Source organism: Bacillus sp. B4EP4a (genome assembly GCF_006680105.1).
In the GTDB taxonomy this organism is placed as follows: Bacteria; Bacillota; Bacilli; order Bacillales; family DSM-1321; genus Peribacillus; species Peribacillus simplex_E.
Map to the genome: position 1 here is coordinate 278,345 of NZ_VHIK01000022.1, position 21,427 is coordinate 299,771.

Genomic DNA, 21,427 nt, shown 5'->3' on the forward strand with positions numbered 1-21,427 from the left:
AGGTTTATAGAGTGCCCTCTTAGGTATAAAAGACAAAGATACACCAAACTTTTTCGTTAAAAAAACGTAGCTATCTTGGGCTATATAAATTTTTTTCAGGAAAATATGTATCTTTTTTATCCTTTGTTTCGTCAAATACTATGAATCTGATTTAAAGTGCCGCCCTTTTATTGAAAGATTCCCAATTCAGAAGGAAAAGTTAAGGAGGATTATCATGAAAAAAATGAATAAATGGGTCATTGTGACCATTTTATTATGTCTATTATTGCCATATAAAGCTTTTGCAGATGCAGCTGTTGGTGAAATGATCGTCACACTTGGTGAGAATTTGACAAATGAACAAAAAAATATGATCTTATCAGAAATGAAAGCACCGAACGATGTTGAGGTTCTAACGGTTACAAATGCGGAAGAACATGAGTACTTAGGAGACTATATCGCTAGCCGTCTGATCGGTACAAAAGCGATTTCATCTTCTGCCATTACTTTGGAGGAAAAAGGTACCGGACTTAAACTGGAGTCGAAAAACATTAACTGGGTTACCGATGAAATGTATATCAATGCACTAGCTACTGCTGGAGTAAAAGATGCTACCGTTTATGTCACAGCACCTATACCCGTTTCCGGTACAGCCGCTTTGACAGGAGTCATTAAAGCCTATGAAATCTCTGCCGACAAGAAGATTCCTGAAGATGTGAAACAGGCAGCGAATGAAGAAATGGTGAAAACAGCAAAATTGGGTGACGAAATCGGTACAGAAGAAGCCTCTTCACTGGTTACGAAAATCAAAGAGGAAATGGCTGCAAATCCACCAGCCAATACTGAAGAGGTCCGCGAGGTTGTCGAGTCTTCAGCAAAAGACCTTGGAATCACCTTAAATGATGCTCAAACTCAAAGTTTAATTGATTTATTCAATAAGCTAAAAGAATTGGATATTGATTGGAACGCTGTCGGTGATCAGCTTACTGCAGCTAAAGATAAACTTTCAAATTTTCTTGAATCCGAAGAGGGTCAATCATTTCTGGATAAATTGAAAGAAGTCTTCAGTAGTTTAATAGACGCGATCAAGTCACTTTTCAGCTGATTCAAATAAAAAAAGGATGGCAACTGCCATCCTTTTTTCTATTCTTTAGTGACGACTGCCGCTTCATGAAGGGCCAAATCCAAATGGATAAGATCTTCGTACGTCTCTCGTTTGATAACCAACCGGGCTTCTCCATTTTCGGCAAAGACGACAGCCGGTCTTGGAATACGATTGTAATTATTCGACATGGAATATCCATATGCCCCTGTACAAAATACCGCCAAGACATCACCGCGGCCGGCTTTTGGCAATGGTAAATCCCAAATCAACATATCTCCGCTTTCACAGCATTTCCCGGCAATGGACACTGTCTCTTCTACAGGGTCAAGCGGCCGATTTGCAAGAATTGCATCATATTTCGCTTCGTAAAGAGCGGGACGTATATTATCACTCATGCCCCCATCAACGGCAATATATTTACGGACATTAGGAACTTCCTTTTCAGAACCGACCTTGTACAGTGTCACACCGGCGTCTCCGACTAATGAACGGCCAGGTTCGATCCAGATTTCAGGCATCACTAAATCAGAATCCGCAATCAAGTTCTGCACTTCCCTAACGATTTCCTCAACATATTGAGACGCCGGTAGCGGGTCGTCCTCTTGTGTATACCGAATCCCGAAACCTCCTCCGAGATTCAATACCTTTGGTTGAAACCCTACCGAGCCGTGCCAATCATTCAGCTTGCCGATAATTTTTTTTGCTGCAAGAAGGAAACCGGTCGTTTGAAAGATCTGGGAACCGATATGACAGTGAAGCCCCAGCACTTCGAGGAATTCACTTTGCAGCGCTTGCCGAAGAGCAGCTTCGGCCTGGCCGTTAATAAGATCAAAACCAAATTTCGAATCTTCTTGTCCTGTCAATATATAATCATGCGTATGGGCTTCGATACCTGGTGTTACACGAAGAAGGATTTTCACCTTTTGTTCACGGTTTGTACAAATTTCTTCCAACAGTGTCAACTCTGAAAAATTATCGACTACTATACAGCCAATGTCATGATCCAAAGCCATATGTAGCTCTTCATCACTTTTGTTATTTCCATGAAAATGAATCCGTTCTGTTGGGAAATTTGCCTTAATTGCCGTATACAATTCCCCTGCTGAGACAACATCGAGAGAAAGTCCTTCTTGCTCTGCCAACTGGATCATGGCAATCGAAGAAAAGGCCTTACTTGCGTAAGCAACTTGAGCTGAAATCCCCAATTCCTCAAATGTTTTCTTGAACCCTCTTGCCCGTTCGCGAATTAGCTCTACATCATAAACATATAATGGTGTTCCAAATTGCTCGATCAATTCGATCGTGTCCACTCCGCCAATCTCCAGATGTCCACGTTCATTTACACCACCGGTTCCGTACAAATGCATGATAGCCTCACCTTCCTGACTTAAAACTAAAGATTAATAAGAAATGAGGCAGCCTCAAATAAAGAAACCCTGCTGTAAAAGGTCCTCTATATGAACAAGCCTCATCCGAATCGATATCCATGTAAATATTGTTCTCTATGACTGCTTGGTAGTTCGAAAGGAAAGACAGATTGGTTTAAACTCCAAAGAGTCATAGTAGCTCTATCTCTTTGTGAAGCCTAACAATACCTCTTTATCCGAATAAAATTAAATTACCACAACTTTTCGACAACATCAACCTTTAGATTTTCTCGGCTGCCTATATAGATCTTGGGGATGTACAATACTCGGACGTTCAATAGTACCAGGATAAGGTCTTCTTAATATTATATGTGACAGGGCCTTTGGCTGAAACGGTAGAAGCGGCCATAAATAAGGCGTATTTAACGTTTTTATACTAGTAAGCATAATAATGTAGAGTGTGATGCCTATAATTAAACCAGGCACTTTAAATAAAGCAACCAACACTATCAGGACTAAACGGGAAATTTTATTTGCAACCCCTAATTCCAAACTTGGAGTGACAAATGTACCGATTGTCGCTACTGAAGCGTAGAGAACCACCTCAGGAACAAATAGGCCAACATCTATCGCTATCTGTCCTATCAAAACTGCCGCAACCAAGCCCATTGCCGTAGAAAGCGGGGTCGGGGTATGAACGGCTGCCATCCTTAAAAATTCTATCCCAATATCGGAAATGAAGATTTGGATCACAATGGGTATATGCGTTTTTTCATTCGGCCCGATATACTCGAACTTCTCCGGCAGGAGGGAAGGCTCTAAACAAAACAATAACCAAATCGGCAGTAAGAATAACGAAACGAAAATCCCCAAAAAACGTACCCAGCGCACCAAGGTTCCAACAGTAGGTGCCTGCCGATACTCCTCAGCATGTTGCATGTGATGGAAAAGAGTAGACGGAGTAATGATGACACTCGGTGACGTATCCACATAAATAAGGACATGCCCCTCAAGTAAATGTGTTGCAGCTACATCTGCCCGTTCCGTGTACCTGACAAGCGGGTATGGGTTATATCTTTGCTTGACGACGAACTCTTCGATCGTTTTATCAGACATCGTTATGCCATCAACCTCAATACTATTCAATTCCTTACGAACGATTTCTATCAAATCGGGATCGGCAATATCTTTAATGTAGCCGATGGATATATCCGTTTTCGATCGTTCCCCTACATGCAACATTTCGAAACGTAATCTTTCATCCCGGATTCTTCGTCTGGTTATCGCTGTGTTAATGATGATATTCTCAACAAAACCATCCCTTGATCCACGGACGACTTTTTCCGTATCGGGTTCTACTGGCTGTCTCCCGGGATAACTCCTGACATCCACAACCAACCCTATTGGTTTTCCATCGACAACAACGACGATTAAACCGGATAATACCTGATCAACAAGCTCATCCATCGTCTTTATTTCCTCAACGGATTGGTGTACGAGCAAGTTTTTGACTACATCAAAAACTTTAGTAGACACGATTTCGGCATTTTTGTTATGAATAAGAGAATCGAGGATATCAATGATGTACTCTGAATCCGTCAGCCCGTTTATATAGTAAATATGCACATCTTTTCTTAAAACCTTTATCCTTCTTACTCCTAAGTCGAAGCTGACGCCCAGACCTACTTTCTCTTTCATGTACGCGTCAACTTCCGCTACCCTACTCGGAATCGGTTTCATGTTTTCAGGTTTTTCTGAAGTCATCATGACCACTCCTTTCCAATATGATTTCAACCGCTAGCTTCGTTATTGGTGCTCCTCTTTTAAAATCGTCCTGATGGGACATTTTTCCGATATCCCCTATCCCCACTACTATGGGAACATGTAATTGATCGATGCAATACACCGTATCTCCAGTTATCTTGCCGAGTTCAAATTCTTCGGCGCCGTATTTATCAACCCCGTTCGGTGTCAGGTTACCATCACGGTCAATACAGATATCCACCTTGGTCCATTCTTCCCTTCTAGTCTTCGAAGCGACCGCTATCACACCAAGGACATTAATATCAGGGTGACCGGCAACCACCTTCATTGCCTGTTCGCCTGATCCTTCACCGATAAAACCGCTATCATCAAACATGACCAATACAGGATCATACTTCGCCTTTTTTATTAATTCAACTAGCTCCAAGCCCGTATATCGTGATGGATTACCTTGGGACATGGAGATACATCTTCCTCCAATTTCCTTGGCTACATGCTCGACAGCCCGTTTCGCATACTCATCTCCATCCGTAATCAATATCACTTTTCGTTTGGTCACCATCTTGGGCCTACCTTTCATCATCAGGAATAGTTACCTCATAAACTTATAAATCGACATAATAAATCCATTGGAATAATGATCCGGCTATTTTTCCCAATACGAGTGCCATTAACAGATAAATGATTTTCTCTTGAATTCCGATTCGCTTTGACAGAACCGGAAATACATTCAGGACTTCAGTTAAGGCAGCAGCAAGCATCCCATTAAAGATCCCGTCAGCCAAACCGATCGGAATTAATAAAAAACGCGGAAGGGAAAATTCCGTTTCCTGTAATCCTAACCATGTTCCTGCGACAACGCCGGCAATGATAGCTCCTTCGTAGTAATGTATCATTTTCATTGTTTTTGTCAGCTGAGTCAGTCTCGGAATCACCCCAAGTACAGTTAAAAACGCTACAAAACCAGCACCTGTCGCAAACCCCCCGGCTAAACCGACAAAGATTCCGAAGATGATTTTACCGGTCATCAAGGCGGCGCACGTTCTCCTTATTTTCATTCATGATTACATAACTGTCCAAATCTTGCTGATAGTTGAACATTTCAACCTCGAGCGGACTAGGTTCCTCATTGAAGCGTTTTTTAAAGAAGTGATTAAAAAATAGAATCATGCCTATACCAAGACCGAAGCTGTATGGGATTTGGATCAATAACGGCTTATCTTCCACTTTTCCCGTTATTATAGTAAAGATTTTTTGATGCACTTCCCCCATGCTGACATCTACATGAAAATTCATGATCGTCATCCCGCCGCCGACAAATAACAAAAACCAAACCAATGCGAATGTCAGGTATGACATTTTCTTTTTCGAGAGGATGATTTCGATGATCGTTTGGGAGGGCCCGAATGTCTCCACTTCAATAGTCTGATCCATCTTGCGGATGGCCATGATAACTTGAGCCAAATCAATGACAATAATATTCCTATCTTCCTTCTTGACCGTTAATAATATGATTTCTTCAATAATGGGAATCACTTCTTCAGGTCCGATTATCCTTGCAATATCTTTTATCCTCACCGTTTGATTTCCCTTTACTTGTACACGGTTCCTCATCCTGATATATACAACTGCCACTATCATCACATCCCGACCTTTTATTTCCTTATGCTAGTAGTATGGATTGGAAACTGATTGAAAATGCAGAAAGTGAATCATGTCCAAATATTACTAAATTGAAAACAAAAAAAGACACGCTGCAATGACAGCATGTCTTTTTGATTTACATTCATACATTAATGAGTGGGGAAGAAAATCAGCTGAACCAAAAATATCAATCCAAAAATATAAATGAGCGGATGTACCGATTTTCCTTTTCCACTGAATACCTTCATAAGGGGATATGTAATGAACCCAATTGCAATCCCTGTAGATATACTTGAAGTAAGCGGCATCGTTAAAATGATCGCAAATGCCGGAAATGCTTCATCGAAAATTTTCCAATTGACTTTAGCCAGTCCTTCCATCATGAAACATCCTACGATAATCAAGACGGGAGCTGTAATTGCTTGAACTGAAGAAATTGCCGATATCAATGGAGAAAAGAAAATCGATGCAGCAAACAAGATTGCCACGACAGTAGCGGTTAATCCCGTACGTCCGCCTGCGGCCACTCCCGTACTCGATTCAACATAGGCCGTCGAAGGACTTGTACCAAACATCGAGCCGACTGTCGTCGCAATCGCATCACCTAAAAAGGCTTTCTTGGCACGAGGGATTTTCCCATCCTTCGTTAGACCAGCCTGTTCCGTCACACCAATCAAGGTTCCTGTCGTATCAAAGATCGTCACAAGTAAAAAGGCGAAAACAATTGAATATAATGAATTCGTGAAGACCCCAGCAATATCGATATCGAAAAATACCGGTGTTGGAGGTACAGATAAGACCCCGTCAAAGTTGAGCAAACCGATAAAGTAGCCAATGATTGCCGTAATGATCATACCAATGAAAATTGCCCCTTTAATATTACGGGCCATAAAAATCAAGGTAATGAATAAACCTGCCAGCGCTAAAACGGTTCCAGGCTGGTGCAAATCTCCAAGCGTCACCATCGTTGATTCATTAGGCACTACGATTCCAGCATTTTTCAATCCGATAAACGCAATGAATAAACCAATTCCGGATGTGATGCCATATTTTAATGAGTTAGGAATCGCATCAATTATCATTTTACGCAAGCTTGTCACGCTAATTAATAGAAATAGCAAACCAGCAATGAAAACCGTACCGAATACGGTCTGGTATGAAAGGCCCTGTGCCCCCACTACGCTGGCAAAATAAGCATTCAAACCCATCCCTGGTGCTATCGCAATCGGGTATTTTGCAACAAGCCCCATGATAAGGGTACCAATCACCGCTGATATGACCGTTGCCATGAAAACTTGTTCAAATGGAATTCCGATTGAAGACAATAAAGCCGGATTCACAATAAGGATATAAACCATAGTTAAAAATGTCGTAACACCCGCCATGACTTCTGTGCGGACATCCGTCCCATTTTCTTTCAGGGAGAAAAACTTTTCCAAAAACATATTTTAGACCTCCAGATCTAAAGGAAACACCGACAACCGTTTGCACGAAAAGACAAGGTGTCCTAATATTGTACTGCATCGACGTTTTTCCTGATCGTTATTCATTGAAAGAAAGATAAAAAACGAATGAGAAACGCGACCTTTACTATAATATTCGTTTTTATTCCTAAATTCAACTAAAAATTCGACCCCATTCATATTTTCGCCTTACCTGATAAGGAATCACTTTTACTTTTTCCTAAAATCAAGATTTATTTTCAGCTCAATAAAAAAACCACATGAATCATTGATTCATGTGGTTTTTCATTTGCTGAAGAATCTTCTTTTCCAGCCTTGACACCTGGACTTGGGAAATGCCAAGCCTTGCCGCCACTTCCGATTGCGTCTGATCTTTATAATACCTCAGGAAAACAATCAGCCTTTCACGTTCATTCAATTCATGGATGGCTTCTTTCAAAGCGATTTGATCGAACCAGGATGTTTCATTATTGTCGGCAATCTGGTCAAGAAGAGTAATCGGATCTCCATCATTTTCGTAAACCGTTTCATGGATGGATGAAGGGCTCCTGCTAGCTTCTTGGGCCATGATGATTTCCTCTGGCGACAGCTCTAGATGTTCCGCCAATTCATTGACAGTCGGAACACGGCCATACGTCTTTGAAAGTTCCTCTTTGGCCCTGCGAATTTTATTCGCCATTTCCTTTAATGACCGGCTTACTTTAACCGTTCCGTCATCACGGATAAAACGTTGGATTTCACCAATGATCATAGGCACAGCATACGTTGAGAATTTCACTTCAAACGATAAATCAAATTTATCCACGGACTTCAACAGGCCAATACAGCCTATTTGATAAAGGTCATCCGGTTCGTAACCTCGATTGAGGAACCTTTGCACCACTGACCATACAAGCCTCAGATTGCTGTTGACAATCAGGTTCCTCGCATCTTGGTCACCGCTCTGGCTGCGTTGGATTAAATTCCGCAATTCCTCATCTTTTAAATGGGGCTGGCCTTTCTTGCTCTTCTCGTTTTTAACCTCCACATCCATATGCAAGTCTCCCTTAATTGCACAAAGCTCTGCTTGTAGTTAAGTGCTTTTTTAATCGAATGATCGTGCCTTCGCCCTTGTGGGAAATTATATTGATTTCATCCATGAAGTTTTCCATGATGGTGAATCCCATACCGGAACGTTCAAGTTCGGGTTTTGTCGTAAATAACGGCTGTTTAGCCTCCTCGACGTCTTCAATGCCCAGTCCTTCATCCCGGATGGTCAATTCCACAGTATCGTCTTCGATGACCACTGAAATGTAGACCCAACCTTCCGGGTCACTTTCATAACCATGGATAATCGAATTCGTAACGGCTTCTGACACGACAGTCTTGATTTCTGTCAATTCATCCATCGTCGGGTCCAATTGGGCAATGAAAGCCGCAACAGTTACCCTGGCAAAAGATTCATTTTGGCTAAGTGCAGAAAATTTCGTTTCCATTTTATTTTTCATCTTAGGCAACCCCCAGTCTTTGCAAAGCGTTTTTTTCGGATAGTTCCATTTTAACAATTTTAAACAACCCTGACATCTCAAATAACCGCTTTACTGCTGGAGATATTGCACAGACCACCATTTCACCTTGCTTTTTGTTTACCTGCTTATAGCGCCCTAAAATAACTCCGAGCCCTGAACTGTCCATAAAATCCAATTCTTCCATGTTAAGGATGATATGCTTAATGTTATGCTTTTGAATGGCTGCCTCTGCCTGATTTTTCAATTTTTCTGCTGTATGATGATCCAAATCACCTTTGAGACGAATGCACAATACGCTGTTTTTCGCCTCCATATTAATCGTAAGACTCATTATATACAGCCTCCTTCACTGTCTTATAAAGAGTCAAATTCTCTTTTTCACCTGCCGATTCCTCCTTATTAGCAAAACTAGTGGAGTTTCGCCTAAATTAGTACGATTAACAGGCAATGCGACAATTTATTCTATTTCGCCTGGGTAAACATGCCGAAAGCCCTTTTATACAATTGCCACCAGCTGGCATTTTCAACAGTTTCCTTCGCAACTATCGGAGATTCGACATACACTTTACCGTTTTTCTTCAATTCAAGCGTACCAATTTCATCCCCTTTTTTAATCGGGGCATCCAAATCTTTATCAAGCGTGATTTTTTTTGTAAAGTCCTTTGCCGTTCCGTTTTTGGCTGTCAAAACTGAAATCGGTTCACTTGTGACTCCCACCACGGATTTTTTGTGTCCTTTACTTACCTTGGCTTCACCTAACACTTCGCCGCGTTTATAAATCGGGTATGTGATGTATTGTGAAAATGCATAATCTAACATCTTGGTGACCTGAGCGTTTCGTTCTTTTGGAGAAACGGCTCCGAAAACGACGGCAATGACACGCATATTCCCTTTTTTAGCAGTCGCTGTCAAACAATACTTCGCTTCATTTGTGAATCCTGTTTTCAATCCATCGACCCCAGGGTAAAATTTCACTAATCTGTTCGTGTTTACAAGCCAGAATTTCTTTTCGGTATTTTCACGGAGATAATCTTCATATGTACCCGTGAACCTTGTAATCGTATCGTATTTCAATAATTCCTTTGCCATGATCGACATATCATGTGCCGAACTGTAATGATCTTTAACAGGAAGGCCTGTTGCGTTTTGGAACTTTGTATTTTTCAACCCGAGATCTTTCGCCTTTTTGTTCATTTTCCTAACAAACTCTTCTTCCGATCCAGCTATATGTTCAGCCATCGCCACCGATGCATCATTCGCCGAACCAATCGAGATGCCCTTGAGCATTTGTTCTGTGGTCATTTCTTCACCCGGCTCGAGAAAGATCTGGGAACCGCCCATCGATGCTGCATACTCACTAGTCCTGATTTTCTCCTTCATGCTAAGTTCGCCTTTATCGATCGCTTCCATGATCAGCAGCATCGTCATGATTTTCGTCATGCTTGCCGGTGAAAGACGAACGTCTGCATTTTTATCATAGAGAACAGTACCTGTATCCCGTTCAATCAATATAGCGGATTTAGCATTTGCCGCCAATTCGACTCCTTTTTCTTCAGCTGCTTTTGTATGCGGGATGCTAAACCCCAATGCTACCAAAACGGTTAAAAATAGAGAAAGAATCCGCTTCATCTCCATACCCTCCAATCTTTATAGATTTTATTTTTTCCATTAAACCCATTTTTATACAAATAAAGATGAATTTTGAAACATATACTGGATATAGGGTAACAAATTGAACCAAATTAAAAGAGGATGCGCATGGGCATCCTCTTTTAACATTCAATGGGATAAACGTAAAAAAAGGCCGCTCAAAAGCGGCCTTTTTTTGGAAAATGTTTATTCCATGATCTCTTTATAGATCAATGTAGGTTTTTCTATTTTCTCTTTTGAAATCGCAATGCTTTCATACAATTTTTCCTTTACCTTTGAAACATCTTCAAAATTGCTGTAAATCGTCACTAGGGATTCACCTTTTGCCACGGTTTCCCCGATTTTTTTACGAAGTACCAGTCCGACTGCCAAATCAATCTCTGATTCTTTTGTTGCCCGCCCAGCGCCCAACAGCATGGCTGCCGTTCCTACCTCATCAGCGATGATTTCCGATACATATCCGTCCTCTTTCGCTTCCAGCTCGAAAGTATGAGCAGCCTGCGGTAGTTTTTCCGGATGATCTACAACCGAACCATCGCCTCCCTGCGCTTCTAGGAAAACCTTGAATGAGTTAAGTGCAGAACCATCCTTAATCGCATTTTCCAGCAAGGTTCTTGCTTCTTCCAGCGAGCTTGCCTTTTTGGCAAGGTATACCATATGGCTTCCTAGTGTTAAAGAAAGTTCCGTTAAATCTTCCGGTCCCTCTCCTTTAAGCGTATCGATGGCTTCCTTCACTTCTAAAGCATTTCCGATTGCGTAACCCAAAGGTTGGCTCATATCGGAAATGACGGCCATCGTGTTTCGGCCCACATTGTTTCCAATGCTAACCATTGCATGCGCCAACTCTTCGGAATCTTCGAGAGTTTTCATGAAAGCGCCCGCTCCCGTTTTAACATCAAGTACGATGGCATCAGCACCAGCGGCGATTTTCTTACTCATGATCGAGCCAGCAATCAAACCGATACTGTTAACGGTAGCCGTAACATCGCGCAATGCATATAACTTTTTGTCGGCTGGAGTCAGGTTACCACTTTGTCCAATGACAGCTATCTTATTTTTATTAACAAGTCGAATGAACTCGTCATTTTCTATTTCGACATGAAATCCTTTTACAGACTCCAACTTATCGATCGTTCCTCCTGTATGACCAAGACCGCGTCCTGACATCTTTGCCACTGGAACACCTACAGCAGCAACCAATGGTCCAAGCACTAGAGTTGTGGTATCACCAACACCGCCTGTTGAATGTTTATCGACCTTAATTCCTTCAATCATCGATAAATCAATTTGATCTCCTGATTCAACCATTGCCATGGTTAGATCAGCACGTTCCTGCTCATTCATGCCTTTGAAATAAACTGCCATTGACCAAGCGCTCATTTGGTAATCCGGAATCGATCCATCGGTAAACCCTTTGATGATGAACTGTATTTCTTCTGTAGTAAGAGCCTTTCCATCACGCTTTTTCTCGATTAAATCTACCATTCTCATATTAGAATCCCCACTTTTTCAAAGACACCGCTTCTCTTAGGTGTACTTGGATTTTTTTGTTCGTTTTATATGTCTTTAACGATAAGCTTAACAAATTCAAGAAAACTGCTTTTCACTTTTTCAGTCGTTTCAATTACCTCTTCATGCGACAAAGGCTGATCAAGAATGCCTGCGGCCATATTTGTAAGGCATGAAATTCCGAGCACCTTCATACCACTATGCCTAGCTACGATAACTTCCGGAACTGTCGACATACCAACTGCATCCCCGCCAAGGATCCTTGCCATTTTCACTTCTGCCGGTGTCTCATAGGTCGGTCCTGTATTTCCGATATAGACACCTTCTTTAATATCCAATCCTAGTGAAGCTGCTATTTTTTTTGCTTGTGTCCGAAGGTCTTTATTATAAGCCTCCGACATATCAGGGAATCTAGGGCCGAAACGCTCTTCATTAGGGCCAATCAATGGGTTTGCCCCCATTAAATTAATATGATCCGTAATGAGCATCAAGTCACCTGGTTCATAGCTTTCATTAACGCTTCCGGCAGCATTCGTTACAATTAACTGCTCAACACCAAGTAGCTTCATTACACGTACAGGAAAAGTGACTTTCTCCATGGAGTAGCCCTCATAAAAGTGGAAACGTCCTTGCATGGCTACAACTTTTTTACCACTTAAATGTCCAATGACAAGCTGTCCAGCGTGTCCCTCAACAGTCGATACCGGGAATTCCGGGATTTCGTGGTATGGAATAGTTATCGGATTTTCAATTTCATCCGCTAATACTCCAAGACCGGAACCAAGAATCAGCCCTATCTCCGGAGAGCCTTCAATTTTACTTTTTATAAATGACGCAGCAGTCTCTATTTTATTAAACATCTATTTAATCTCCCCTAAATTTAAATCGCCCAATATATTTTTCCCAAAGGCAGGCATTTTCACGTCAAAATTAGCAGCGACCGTCGCCCCAATATCAGCAAATGTATCTCTTATCGGGAGTTCGGCACCTTCTGTAAATCGTTTGGAATAAACTAATAATGGTACATATTCACGTGTGTGATCGGTTCCTTCATGGACCGGATCATTCCCGTGATCGGCAGTGATGATCAATAAATCATCCTCATTCAGTTTATCAAGGACTTCCGGCATCCGAGCATCGAATTCTTCCAATGCCTTTCCGTATCCCTCTGGATCGCGGCGGTGACCGTATAAAGCATCGAAGTCGACTAGATTAAGGAAACTTAACCCTTTGAAATCCTGTTCTACCGTTTGGATTAATTTATCCATTCCATCCATATTGGATACGGTCCTCAATGATTCAGTGACGCCTTCCCCATCAAAGATATCAGAGATCTTCCCGATTGCGAGCACATCATATCCAGAATCCTTCAATTCATCCATTACTGTCCGGTTAAAAGGCTTCAACGCATAATCATGACGGTTAGGCGTTCTTTTGAAGTTGCCTGGTTCACCTGTGAACGGTCTGGCAATCACGCGTCCAACCTTGAACTCATCAGCCATCGTCACTTCACGGGCAATTTCACAAATCTTGTATAATTCGTCTATCGGAACGATATCTTCATGTGCAGCAATCTGTAATACGGAATCAGCTGATGTATAAACGATCAGCGCACCCGTTTTCATATGTTCCTCGCCAAGCCTTTCAATGATTTCCGTGCCGCTTGCCGGGACGTTCCCAATAATTCCCCGACCCATCTTCGCCTCGAGTTCATTGACTAATAACTCCGGGAAACCATCTGGAAATACACGGAATGGAGTCGATATATTTAACCCCATGATTTCCCAATGTCCAGTCATCGTATCTTTTCCTGTAGAGGCTTCCTTCATTTTCGTAAAGTATGCGAGAGGTTGTTGAGCTTTATCAATCCCCTTGATTTCACGGATATTGCCTAAACCCAATTTTGCGAGTGTCGGCATGTTCAATCCATTCATTCTTTCTGCGATATGGCCAAGTGTATCCGCCCCTTTATCGCCGAATAAATCTGCATCAGGTGATTCGCCAATCCCAACTGAATCCATAACTATTACAAATATTCGTTTAAATGCTGAATTCCCTTTCATGAGTCATTCCTCCTAAAATAGTAAATCACTTTTTATACTCTCTATAATACCCTTATTCTGCTCAGTTACTCTTCATTTAAATGAAATCGTTTGAGAACGTCAGAAGTCTGACCTCTCTACATTGTAAACGATTACCATGATGGAGACAAATAATATATTTCGGAATGAAACAAAGTGCCTTAAGATGCACGTTGGAATCATTTGCAGCCCTTTTACCAGTCAAGTACAAACGGAGAAAAAAGGCTGCTCCTCCAACTGCCTCGCAGTTAAATTCACAACCTTTTCTATCATTCTACTATTCTTTTAAGCTCGCGGATGGAATTTTGAATATACATCCTTGATCCGTACGTTCGTAATATGTGTATAAATTTGAGTTGTCGAAATATCCGCATGACCAAGCATTTCTTGGACGGCACGTAAATCAGCCCCGTTCATCAATAGATGTGTCGCGAAAGAATGTCTTAGTGTATGCGGTGTAATTTCTTTTTCAATTTGTGCCGATTTTACAAGTTTTTTTAGAATCTTCCAAAATCCCTGCCTTGTCAGCCTGTTTCCATGATGATTCAAAAAAAGTGAATCTGTCCTGTGCTTGGGACTGGCCATTTTCCCCCGGGAACTTTCCATATAATGTTCAATCGCACCCAATGCAGTTTGCCCAATCGGAATGATCCTCTCTTTATTTCCTTTCCCTACGCATCGGACAAAACCCATCGATGCATGGACATCACTCACATCCATGGATATCAACTCACTGACACGCATCCCCGTCGCATACATCAGTTCTAGCATCGCCTTATCGCGTAAACCGAATTCATCCATTTTCTTCGGGGCTTCCAATAGTGCTTCCACCTCTTCCATGCTTAATACCTTTGGAAGGCTTCGTTCAGGTTTTGGCGTTTCTATATGTATGGACGGATCCTGCTCGGATACTTTTTCCCTTAAAAGAAATTGATGAAAAGACCGAATGGAAGCTATATGACGCGCCACCGTCTTCGATGATTTCCCTTGATCCTTCAAATGCACGAGAAAGTGCAGGATGTTCACCCGCCGTGAATCATTCCAAGCTTCAATTGTTTCAACATCTTTCAGATAGCTCCAATATGATCTTAAGTCACGCTCATACGAAACGAGCGTATTTTTGGCAAGTCCTTTTTCAATGGTTAAAAAATGAATGAAATCCCTAATTTGATTCTCCATATTCATTACTCCCCGTTTAAATAAAACAACATTAAGCGTTCAAGCCATGCATCATCACCCGTATCAACAGCCTTTGATACTTTTACGGCCATGCCTTTCGGTTCATCATAACGATGATAACTTTGATATTCCTGATTTAACCATACCATTCCTATATAAAAAAGAACAGTGAAGCTAACAAAGAGAACCATCACTTTAGCCGTGTGCAAAACAAGCGATAATGATGTTTTCATCATCTTTCCCCTCCCATTCGATCCTTTGTATCAATCTATGCCCAACAGGACAAGTTTTATACGTGTTTCGGAAAGGAGAAAACAAAAACAGCTCTTCCTTGAGAAAATAGGTTTTTAAAACGCAGAAAACCTTCTCCATTAAATGGAAAAGGTCCGACTTCATTCACCTTAATTTTCTTCTTTGTCATGACATCGATGACAAATGCCATGAAAGGTTAATCTATGGTCTTTAATCTTGAAGTTCCAGTCGCGTTCCACAATGTCTTCTACGTCTTCAAGTAGGTCTTCCTGGATTTCATCTACCGCACCACATTCCACACAAACAAGATGATGATGGAAATGCGCAGCTCCTTCTTGTCTTAAATCATAACGGGAAACCCCGTCTCCAAAGTTAATTTTATCTACTATCTTCAATTCAGTCAGCAACTCTAGCGTACGGTAAACTGTTGCCAATCCAATTTCCGGCGACTTTTCTTTGACAAGGAGGTAAACGTCTTCTGCGCTTAAATGATCCTCTTCATGCTCAAGTAAAACGCGGACGGTCGCTTCTCGCTGAGGCGTTAATTTGTAGCTGGACGAGTGTAACTGCTTTTTTATCCTATCAATTCTGTTTTCTATTTCCATACCTAATATTCCCTCCCGCGCCGCTATCCTATCCATTATATCAAAAGAGGGAAAACTGTCAAAATAGATTTCTTGTTAATGATAAAAAAATTTGCGGGAACGGTAAATTTTCATCAATGACCCAATAAACTTACGACATTTTTCATTAAAGAAGGGGATAGGTACGCTTCAAACACGGCAGCCGTAATCAAAAATAAACCCGACAAAACCAATGAGAAAATATACCGCGAAATTATCGGCTTCAGCGGTTCACGAACCTGCTTTAGGAAAATCCGGCTGATCATTTTCATTGATAGAGAGACGGCAAGGACAGTTATTACGATGAATATCGGGACGATGAATATATTTTGGGGCAGAATAGCGACAAACGATAATAAGAACCCGCTCCATCCCATTTGATTGACTAAAAAGCCGACTGTGAATCCAACAACCATCCCTTTTATAAATAACAAAACCAGGATGACAGGCAAACCGATGACCGATATTCCGAGAATCCAGATGACCCCGATATATTTTATATTATGCATAATACTTTGGCTGAACATATCATGCGAAGATGCAAATTCACCCTTGGATACTTGTCCGAAAAATTGCGATAAATAATAGAACAAGTCTTCCTTTTGGGTAAAGCTCAAACTATTCACCAATATTGCCCCAAAAATGACACCCATCAAAAAAAGCACAGTGATAAAGACATATAATGAGGAATGTTCGTTAATATGTTTCATTACGGCATTTTGTACGACAGATTTTTTTTTCATCTTTCATCCTCCCAACTCCGCTTACTAGAATCTATGTTTTCACTCTCTCATTTATGCTAAGAAAACTTTCCCCATCAGCCGAACGCCTTGAACCCAATTCGTGTTATAATTTTCCATATCAATGATATATGGAGGCAGGATATGAAAGCTATATTAATGGATTTTCCCGAAAAAATTGAAACCCCACGATTATATCTAAGACCTTGTCAGCCTGGCGATGGCCTGGACCTTTACGAAGCCATTGTCCATTCTAAACCTGAATTGAAACAGTGGCTGCCGTTTGCACATCAAGATGTTTCGTTGGAAACTTCTGAACAGAACGTCCTTAAGTCCTTTGCGGACTTTATTTTAAAAGAGGATATCAGACTCCATATCTATAGGAAAGAAGACGATCAATTCCTCGGCTCCACTGGTCTGCACCGAATTAACTGGGATATCCCTAAATTCGAAATTGGCTATTGGATTGATACGAGATACAGTAAACTAGGCTACATAACGGAGGCAGTGGAAAAGTTAACTAAATTTGCCTTTTACCATTATGGCGCAAAAAGAGTCGAAATCCGCTGTGACCCTAATAATATTGCCAGCAAACGGATTCCTGAGAGGCTGGGATATACCCTTGAAGGTATTTTGCGTAATGACTGCCTTAGTGCAGACGGCAAGGAAGTGCGGGACACCTCCATTTATGCAAAAACAACAAACTAAAAAAGTCCTGACAGATCTCATCTGTCAGGACTTTTTTCAGATTAATTCCTTTTTGACCTTTCCGTACTTTCCTCCGCCCCCCACTTCAAAAGAAAGCGTCCCTTTTCTGGCAGAATCGATGTAGCGCGCCAATTTTTCAGGAACGATTTCCATGAGCTGTTCAAGCGTAACTTCATGAAGGATATTCATCTCTGTTCCAAATGCCGCCAGCAGTTTTCCCATGGATTTCGGTCCGAGTCCTGGGATGAAATCGAGTGGCACTTGATGGATATACGGTGGCCTTTCCCTTCCTTTTCTTCCGTCCAACTCGGAAATGGAGAGTTCTTCGATCCTTGACGATACCCCTTTAATAATGGATTTATTACCACACTCGGGACATTGTTCATCATCCCTCAATACCTGGTGTAAACACCCTGAACATACGGTTTGATGATACTTTCCCAATAAGGGGTTCAATCCATAATTAACGGCCACCTTACGATTCCCTTTTTCTTTAAGGGCTTTTGCCAGCTCATTGAAACTTGGTTCTTCAAGCAGGACTTTTTGATATTCACGGGCGATTTTCCCAAGCGAATGCGCATCGGAATTTGTCACGAATACATAGGAGTGCAACTCCTCGATATCCTTGACCATTTCTGTATCTGAACTTAAACCAAGTTCGATGGCATCAATTAGCTTCGGATCGAATACTTCTGTCAGACTGGATCGCACCCCTTTTCCATATAAGCTTTTAAATGGGGTAAATACATGTGCCGGGATAAACAGGCCGCCCAGTGACTTCACGACCTTTTGCAGCGTTCTTCCATCACAATAAATCCTTTGGGAGCTCAAGGTGATATTTTTAACATGTCCGCTCATCCATGAGGAGAATTCCTTCATCGCTTTTAAAGTGGGAAAATAGGCGAGGACATGGATCGGTCCATTACAATTCTGATCATAAATTTCAATCTCCGAGCCTGGAATGATGGTTGTATTCTTGTATTGAAGTCCGCCTTCAATCTTTTCCGTGATTTCGCCATCAAGAATCCCCGCTTCGATCTCTTCGATAATTTCAGGAGAATGGCAATCGATTATCCCGATTAGATCAAGGCCCTTCCTTTCACTTGCCACTTGCAGCACATTGCTGAAGGTTAGCGTTTTAGCGCCTGTTATTTTCACGGCCCTTCCGCTTCTCGTTCTGCCTATATGGATATGCAGGTCAGCGTAAAATTCTTTCATTTATGATGTCATGGCCTTTTTCAACTGCAGATACTGAACTGCATATGCCGTTTTGGCATCCTGGATTTTCCCTTCATCCATATAAGTTTGAGCTTCCTCCAACGTGAGTTCCAGCATCTCGACAAATTCATCTTCATCCAGTGGGGCCGCATTTTCTTTCTTTTTCAAATTGTGGGCCACATACAGGTGGACCAATTCATCGGCGAAACCCGGGGATGTATAGAAGGATATGATGTGCTCCATTTTTTCACATTCATAACCTGTCTCCTCCTCCAGCTCCCGTTTAGCCGACAGAACCGGCTCTTCGCCTTTTTCCAGCTTTCCTGCAGGAATTTCCACCAAGCTCCTCTCCAGCGCTTTACGGTACTGCTCAACCATGATGATTTTATTGTCTGCCGTGAGAGCTATGATGGCAACCGCCCCCGGATGTTTGATTATTTCACGTTTACCCATTTTCCCATCTGGAAGCTCTACATCATCCACTTGCAGGCTGATTACCTTTCCCGTGAAGATTTTTTTCGATGACAGCGTTTTTTCTTCAAATTTTTTCATCCTGACCACTCCTCTGTTCTAATTGCAGCATGATTCCTCATACATTTTACCATAATAGAGATGGAGGGCGATTTAATGAAAGTTTACGTATTGGAAAAAAGCGTTACTTTATCCGGAAAGAGTTGGGAAATCCTTCAAAAACTAAAACAATTACAAAATCAATATGTCTATATCAATGATTGGATTGCCGACATACATGATCAGGTGCCGCCCACTCATCTAAAACGGATCAAGTGAATTCTTTGAGTGAAATGGATTTCTCCTTTACAATGAATGTAAAGGGAGTGGATAACATGAAAAAACGCAGACTAGGAAATTCTGACTTGCTAGTTTCTGAAATCGGTCTCGGATGCATGTCATTGGGGACTGTTGAAAATCAGGCATCCGAAATCATACAGGCCGCTTTAGATGAAGGAATCAATTATTTTGATACTGCTGACTTATATGATTTCGGTATGAATGAAGAAATCGTCGGAAAGAATTTAAAATCGGTCCGCGATAAGGTATACATAGCCACCAAGGTCGGAAACCGCTGGAATGAAAATAAAGATTCCTGGAGCTGGGATCCTTCTGGCGCCTATATTAAAACGGCTGTAAAAGATAGCTTAAAGCGATTGGGTACTGATTATATTGATCTTTATCAGTTACATGGCGGCACCATTTCAGACAATATCGGAGAAACGGTAGAAGCATTTGAAGATTTGAAAAAAGAAGGCTATATCCGACATTATGGAATTTCCTCGATTCGTCCGAATGTAATCAAGGAATTCACTGAAAAGTCTGAGCTTGATTCCGTAATGATGCAGTTTAATCTACTCGACCGCCGCCCAGAAGAGTGGCTGTCCCTTTTGGCCAACAACCAGATCAGCATTATCGCCCGTGGCCCCCTTGCCAAAGGGCTGCTCAGTGAAAAAATGCTTGAAAAGGCAAATGAGGATGGATACCTTGACTATAGCTATCACGAACTTAAAGATTTGCTTCCGCAAATAAAGGAAAAACTTTCTGATAGGAAGTTGAATGAAACGGCACTTCAATATGTATTGTCACATCAAAGCGTGGCTACCGTTGTACCAGGAGCAAGCTCAGTACAGCAGCTCCGTGAGAACTGCCAGGCCGCTAACAGCCCTTCACTGTCCAAAACCGAGTTGGATATCTTGAAGCGGTTGACCAAAGCGAACAAATATGAAAGTCACCGGGAGTAAAAAGAATAGAACTAAACTAAATGTTTCAAAGGAATATCAGGACAACCTTTAGGCTGCACTATCTCCGTTTAACCAACGTGATGGGCAGCCTTTTTCCGTTCCTTCGTTTTTTTCGTCTTACTGCTTCTGTACCGCTTTCAAGTTTCCCATCATTCTAATCCCTTTCCAAACCAATTTAACTTCATACCAACGTTTTAACTTTTTCATTGGACATTCCAAAATTAATGTTGTACAATTCAATTGTGCACAATTTAAAAATAAGAAGATAAGGGAGAAAAAATGATGACAAAAACATTATTTACAACGTCTGTAACAGTTGATGGCGGAAGAGAAGGAACGGCAATTTCTGCTGATGGCAACTTCACGGTTGATATTGCGATGCCTGGAACACCTAGGGCTAAACAGATGCCTGAAGCATCTAATCCGGAACAGCTTTTTGCAGCTGGATATGCTGCATGTTTTGATAGTGCTTTGCAATCAGTTGGTAAAATTGAACGCGTTTCTTTCGATTCCAAAGTCACTGCAAGCGTCAGTCTTTTGATGGGTGAGATGCATCAGTACAGCTTAGCTGTAACTTTGGCCGTGAAGGGATCCGGGGTCGACAAGGAGACATTCGAAACTCTTGTTCATAAAGCACATCAAATGTGTCCTTATTCAAAAGCAATCAATGGCAATGTGGACGTCGCCTTTGAAATAGATGTAGATTAAATCCGACAAAAAGACGCTTGGGGTTACCAAGTGTCTCAGACTGTAGACAAACTCGAAGAAAAGCGAGTTTGCCTGCAGTTTTTTATTTAAAAAAGTTGCAGTTGATTTCAGTTGAGACAGGCATGTTCTTTTGTCGGTCTACAGTTTTTTTAGGGTACTCCGTGTTCTATCTAAA

At 41.5% G+C, this 21,427-nt stretch carries 24 protein-coding genes; 5 read left to right on the forward strand and 19 right to left on the reverse strand.

Features of this window, described 5'->3' with window-relative positions:
• Positions 1-214: 214 nt before the first annotated feature.
• Positions 215-1,084 (forward strand): DUF1002 domain-containing protein, encoded by an 870-nt coding sequence (locus FNK51_RS13105; protein WP_098370823.1) that lies wholly within the window; start codon positions 215-217, stop codon positions 1,082-1,084.
• 38 nt (positions 1,085-1,122) lie between these two features.
• Here the strand turns inward: FNK51_RS13105 and lysA are convergent, their stop codons facing one another.
• The 17 genes from lysA to spoIIM all read right to left on the reverse strand — a co-directional run bounded on the left by lysA (position 1,123) and on the right by spoIIM (position 16,867).
• Complete coding sequence (gene lysA / locus FNK51_RS13110; RefSeq protein WP_141993597.1) at positions 1,123-2,451, reverse strand: diaminopimelate decarboxylase; 1,329 nt, start codon at positions 2,449-2,451, stop codon at positions 1,123-1,125.
• A gap of 273 nt (positions 2,452-2,724) precedes the next feature.
• On the reverse strand, positions 2,725-4,215 hold the full coding sequence (locus FNK51_RS13115; RefSeq protein ID WP_141993598.1) for a spore germination protein: 1,491 nt from the start codon (positions 4,213-4,215) through the stop codon (positions 2,725-2,727).
• Positions 4,196-4,777 (reverse strand): stage V sporulation protein SpoVABEA, encoded by a 582-nt coding sequence (gene spoVAEA / locus FNK51_RS13120; RefSeq protein ID WP_098370826.1) that lies wholly within the window; start codon positions 4,775-4,777, stop codon positions 4,196-4,198. Before spoVAEA ends, FNK51_RS13115 begins: the two co-directional genes overlap by 20 nt.
• Before the next feature lie 43 nt (positions 4,778-4,820).
• Positions 4,821-5,243, reverse strand: a complete 423-nt coding sequence (locus tag FNK51_RS13125) for a stage V sporulation protein AB (RefSeq protein WP_098370850.1) — start codon at positions 5,241-5,243, stop codon at positions 4,821-4,823.
• Positions 5,233-5,853: a stage V sporulation protein AA gene (locus FNK51_RS13130; RefSeq protein WP_098370851.1), complete on the reverse strand. Its 621-nt coding sequence runs from the start codon at positions 5,851-5,853 to the stop codon at positions 5,233-5,235. Before FNK51_RS13130 ends, FNK51_RS13125 begins: the two co-directional genes overlap by 11 nt.
• Before the next feature lie 155 nt (positions 5,854-6,008).
• A complete protein-coding gene (locus FNK51_RS13135; RefSeq protein WP_141993599.1) occupies positions 6,009-7,304 on the reverse strand; it encodes an NCS2 family permease in 1,296 nt (431 codons plus the stop codon).
• A 283-nt stretch (positions 7,305-7,587) separates the two neighbouring features.
• Positions 7,588-8,355, reverse strand: a complete 768-nt coding sequence (sigF, locus tag FNK51_RS13140) for an RNA polymerase sporulation sigma factor SigF (RefSeq protein ID WP_098370828.1) — start codon at positions 8,353-8,355, stop codon at positions 7,588-7,590.
• Positions 8,356-8,368: 13 nt separating this feature from the next.
• Positions 8,369-8,809, reverse strand: a complete 441-nt coding sequence (gene spoIIAB / locus FNK51_RS13145) for an anti-sigma F factor (protein WP_098370829.1) — start codon at positions 8,807-8,809, stop codon at positions 8,369-8,371.
• 1 nt (position 8,810) lies between these two features.
• Complete coding sequence (gene spoIIAA, locus FNK51_RS13150; RefSeq protein WP_076365535.1) at positions 8,811-9,161, reverse strand: anti-sigma F factor antagonist; 351 nt, start codon at positions 9,159-9,161, stop codon at positions 8,811-8,813.
• 131 nt (positions 9,162-9,292) lie between these two features.
• Complete coding sequence (locus tag FNK51_RS13155) at positions 9,293-10,459, reverse strand: D-alanyl-D-alanine carboxypeptidase family protein (protein ID WP_098370830.1); 1,167 nt, start codon at positions 10,457-10,459, stop codon at positions 9,293-9,295.
• 207 nt (positions 10,460-10,666) lie between these two features.
• The gene (locus tag FNK51_RS13160; protein ID WP_141993600.1) at positions 10,667-11,971 is read right to left on the reverse strand and encodes a pyrimidine-nucleoside phosphorylase; all 1,305 of its coding nucleotides are present in this window, start codon (positions 11,969-11,971) and stop codon (positions 10,667-10,669) included.
• Between the two features lie 65 nt (positions 11,972-12,036).
• Complete coding sequence (locus FNK51_RS13165; protein ID WP_098373672.1) at positions 12,037-12,849, reverse strand: purine-nucleoside phosphorylase; 813 nt, start codon at positions 12,847-12,849, stop codon at positions 12,037-12,039.
• Positions 12,850-14,052, reverse strand: a complete 1,203-nt coding sequence (gene deoB, locus FNK51_RS13170; protein ID WP_141993601.1) for a phosphopentomutase — start codon at positions 14,050-14,052, stop codon at positions 12,850-12,852. It lies immediately after the preceding gene.
• A 303-nt stretch (positions 14,053-14,355) separates the two neighbouring features.
• A complete protein-coding gene (gene xerD / locus FNK51_RS13175) occupies positions 14,356-15,249 on the reverse strand; it encodes a site-specific tyrosine recombinase XerD (protein ID WP_141993602.1) in 894 nt (297 codons plus the stop codon).
• Between the two features lie 5 nt (positions 15,250-15,254).
• Complete coding sequence (locus FNK51_RS13180) at positions 15,255-15,485, reverse strand: YqzK family protein (RefSeq protein ID WP_370662551.1); 231 nt, start codon at positions 15,483-15,485, stop codon at positions 15,255-15,257.
• 165 nt (positions 15,486-15,650) lie between these two features.
• Positions 15,651-16,100 carry a ferric iron uptake transcriptional regulator gene (fur, locus tag FNK51_RS13185; protein ID WP_034311309.1) on the reverse strand — a complete coding sequence of 150 codons (450 nt, stop codon included), beginning with the start codon at positions 16,098-16,100 and terminating at the stop codon, positions 15,651-15,653.
• 119 nt (positions 16,101-16,219) lie between these two features.
• On the reverse strand, positions 16,220-16,867 hold the full coding sequence (gene spoIIM / locus FNK51_RS13190) for a stage II sporulation protein M (protein WP_048680177.1): 648 nt from the start codon (positions 16,865-16,867) through the stop codon (positions 16,220-16,222).
• Positions 16,868-17,008: 141 nt separating this feature from the next.
• Here spoIIM and FNK51_RS13195 point away from each other — a divergent pair, with 141 nt between their 5' ends.
• Positions 17,009-17,572: a GNAT family N-acetyltransferase gene (locus FNK51_RS13195; protein WP_098373674.1), complete on the forward strand. Its 564-nt coding sequence runs from the start codon at positions 17,009-17,011 to the stop codon at positions 17,570-17,572.
• 36 nt (positions 17,573-17,608) lie between these two features.
• Here FNK51_RS13195 and FNK51_RS13200 read toward each other — a convergent pair whose 3' ends face one another.
• Both FNK51_RS13200 and FNK51_RS13205 read right to left on the reverse strand, forming a co-directional pair.
• A complete protein-coding gene (locus FNK51_RS13200) occupies positions 17,609-18,790 on the reverse strand; it encodes an endonuclease Q family protein (RefSeq protein ID WP_141993603.1) in 1,182 nt (393 codons plus the stop codon).
• Entirely contained in the window at positions 18,791-19,342 is a 552-nt protein-coding gene (locus tag FNK51_RS13205) for an NUDIX hydrolase (protein WP_098373676.1), read from the reverse strand.
• A gap of 75 nt (positions 19,343-19,417) precedes the next feature.
• Here FNK51_RS13205 and mciZ point away from each other — a divergent pair, with 75 nt between their 5' ends.
• From mciZ to FNK51_RS13220, 3 genes are all read left to right on the forward strand, one after another.
• Complete coding sequence (gene mciZ, locus FNK51_RS13210) at positions 19,418-19,579, forward strand: Z-ring formation inhibitor MciZ (protein ID WP_141993604.1); 162 nt, start codon at positions 19,418-19,420, stop codon at positions 19,577-19,579.
• Positions 19,580-19,635: 56 nt separating this feature from the next.
• On the forward strand, positions 19,636-20,544 hold the full coding sequence (locus tag FNK51_RS13215; protein ID WP_141993605.1) for an aldo/keto reductase: 909 nt from the start codon (positions 19,636-19,638) through the stop codon (positions 20,542-20,544).
• A gap of 282 nt (positions 20,545-20,826) precedes the next feature.
• A complete protein-coding gene (locus FNK51_RS13220) occupies positions 20,827-21,252 on the forward strand; it encodes an Ohr family peroxiredoxin (protein WP_053535641.1) in 426 nt (141 codons plus the stop codon).
• Positions 21,253-21,427 lie beyond the last annotated feature (175 nt).